The sequence below is a fragment of the Winogradskyella undariae genome (genome assembly GCF_013285155.1).
In the GTDB taxonomy this organism is placed as follows: Bacteria; Bacteroidota; Bacteroidia; order Flavobacteriales; family Flavobacteriaceae; genus Winogradskyella; species Winogradskyella undariae.
On the sequence record NZ_JABTEL010000042.1, the window covers coordinates 1 to 2,695 of the forward strand.

General features: G+C 27.8%; 2 protein-coding genes. Both read right to left on the reverse strand.

The annotated features are described in order from the left end of the window. Positions 1–79: 79 nt before the first annotated feature. On the reverse strand, positions 80–1,390 hold the full coding sequence (locus HSX10_RS18540; RefSeq protein WP_173589746.1) for a hypothetical protein: 1,311 nt from the start codon (positions 1,388–1,390) through the stop codon (positions 80–82). Positions 1,391–1,617: 227 nt separating this feature from the next. Beyond that, complete coding sequence (locus tag HSX10_RS18545) at positions 1,618–2,301, reverse strand: hypothetical protein (RefSeq protein WP_173589747.1); 684 nt, start codon at positions 2,299–2,301, stop codon at positions 1,618–1,620. Positions 2,302–2,695: the final 394 nt, after the last annotated feature.

Here is a 2,695-nt window from a genome sequence, read left to right on the forward strand (position 1 = left end):
AATAATTACAGAAGTACTTTAGCAATAAATTAATAAGTTTTTACTTGTTTTTTACCACAGTACTTTGTTGTGTGTAGTTTTATAATCCTCTTATTTCATAAAATTCATCAAGCATTTGATTTATAAAGTCTGTAAAAGAGTAACGTTGTTGTGATGGAAGCTTAGTTGGTGCATTCTTTATTACTTGATTTAAATTATAATCTTCTAATTCAAAATCTGTATTAGAGCATATTACATCAGGAAGAAATTCGTTATCAATTAGTAATTGTTTTGTTGATTTTTTTTGACCGTCTAGACCTCTTTTATGAAAAACTTCTTTACCAATTTCGCAGATGTCTTGAAAACTTTCATTTAAACACGCTAATTTTGATAACTCAGCTTTATTATTGTCAATTTCTTTTACAATTATTTCAACACATTTCTCTTCTTTTGGTAAATTATTAGTAGAAAGTAATTTCTCTAGATTATATAAATTATCTTTTTTGTATTCCGCAGAATAATTAGCTATTAGGTTGAAAAATATAAAACCAAATTCTTTATTATCAATCATATATTTAGTTCTTTCTTTCCACTTTTCCTTAGCCAATTTATTAATGGGAATAATTGAGATTAACTCTTTCGTTAAATTCAATGTGAGTGTTGCTACTGCAGACGAAATTCTTAGTGCATTCATTAAATTGTTAATTCCGAGAATATTAGCAGTTAAATGTACAACCGAATTATAAACAGCCATATTTTGATTATATAGCATATTCCTATAACTTCTATTTAAAAATAACTTGTTTTCTATTTCTTTTTCAGCTGAAGGTAAAGAATTTATATACTCTGTAATATGTTGATATTCATCAAAAGTCGAATTAGTTTCTAACAGAGCTGCGATTGATATAGGAACTCTAATAACGTGCATACCTTTTGGGTTTACAAAATTCATAAATAGAATTGGTTGTTTTTCGTCTGGTTTTCCCTTAATGTCAAATTTTATTCCAGAGGAAAGTCGGTAAGCCCAAGTATCATTTGCGTCATTATATTTTACTTGATTGTAATGTACTGTATAGTATTCGTCATAATGAAACTGATACTCTTCTTTCTTAAAAGGATGAATTTTATAAAACTCAGTCGCTGAGTTTGAGATTCTAGCATTAATCGCATTAGATAATTTTAATATATTCGATTGTCCCCAAAGAGTGCAAAAATGGTCTATATTATGTCTTACTTCATGAATGTATATACTTTCATTCTTAACCTTGTTCATATTTTTATTATCGGTAAAAAAATCTGCTAACTGCTCTTCCGTTATTTCGTTTAAAGTAACATATAGCGAAGTTGGACTATAATATGCTAAAGTTCTATTAAGATTTGGGAATGTTTTTCCAATTATTTTTTTGTCCATTTTGATTTAGTTATAAGAACAATTATTTGTGTTTTTTACTTAGATTTAGTTGGTTCGAATTTGCATTTCCATAATTTTTGGAAATTACACACAACGTGTTTGTGTATGGTTAGTTGCGTGGTTTAGCGACTAAGTTAGCAAACATTTACGAACCCGTGAATATTCCGCAGGAATATTCGCAAGTAGGCAAGAACAAAGCAATTAATTATACACGGTGTTGTACACAGTTACTTTTTTAATAATTTTACTAAATCAGTCGAATCGGTTTTCTTTAGTTCGATTTCAAGTTGACCTGTTGTATTTGCATTCAGCAAGATTCTATTGGTAAAAATATCTTTTCTCTTCTTAGCTATTACAACTAATGAAGTTTCATTTTTTAAAGGTATATCCGTGAATTTTAAATTATTTGGCTGGCGATAATCTGATATGAAAGAATTTAAATCTTGATAAATCAAATATGTAGATACATTATCTAAATCTGATTGGTTCAAGTTTAGTTCGTAAGATATAATTGCATCGGGTTTTATAATTTTGTCAACATTTATCCATCCTAAATCACTAATCAAAATAGATGGGTAATCCCACCAGTTTAAATAATCAAGTTCACTTGTTGCATCGTCAGATAGCATATCAATGTTTAGCTGAGAATAGTAGTCTAAGGAATCGATTGATATTATTTTATTCTTATAAGTCTCAACTCCACCAAATTGTCTTGTTACTACAGAATCAAATACAGGAAATGATATATATGTCTCTTTATCATCAACCCAAGTAATTTGATTTATTGAATCCAAAACACCGTTATAAATTCTGTCTCCTTTTCTGAATTTTTGTGCAAATTCGATTCTTAATTTTTTATCTTTTTTTAAATTGATTTTTTTATCTCCAACTTTTAGGTTGAGATATATCACACCGTTGGATTCTAACAGTTCATTATTGTTGGTAACTGTATTTAAATTATCAGAAATCAGCTCTAATCGATTGTAATATTCTTTTAATTCTAAAGTTACTTTATCATTTTCGTTAATGTCAAAATCTTCTCGATTGAAGTATATTTTTGTCCCTTTTTCTCCTGTGATTATCTGGTTGATTAGAGTATCTAAATCAAAGAATTGTTTTTCTATGACTAGAATATTTTCAAATGGATTGGTAGGTTTAAATTCAGCTATATCTTTTTTACAACTAAATATAGAAATTGAAACTAAAAAGTATAATAGGATTCTGTTTTTGTATTATACTGATATAGGTTGACTCTTTTTAGTTAATATTTAGACGTTCAAAAGATTTTTTTCAGCCGTTTAGAAG

Coding starts and splice junctions, on each gene's coding strand:
- HSX10_RS18540 (WP_173589746.1), bottom strand. CDS start 1,390: ATGGACAAAAAAATAATTGGAAAAACATTCCCAAATCTTAATAGAACT.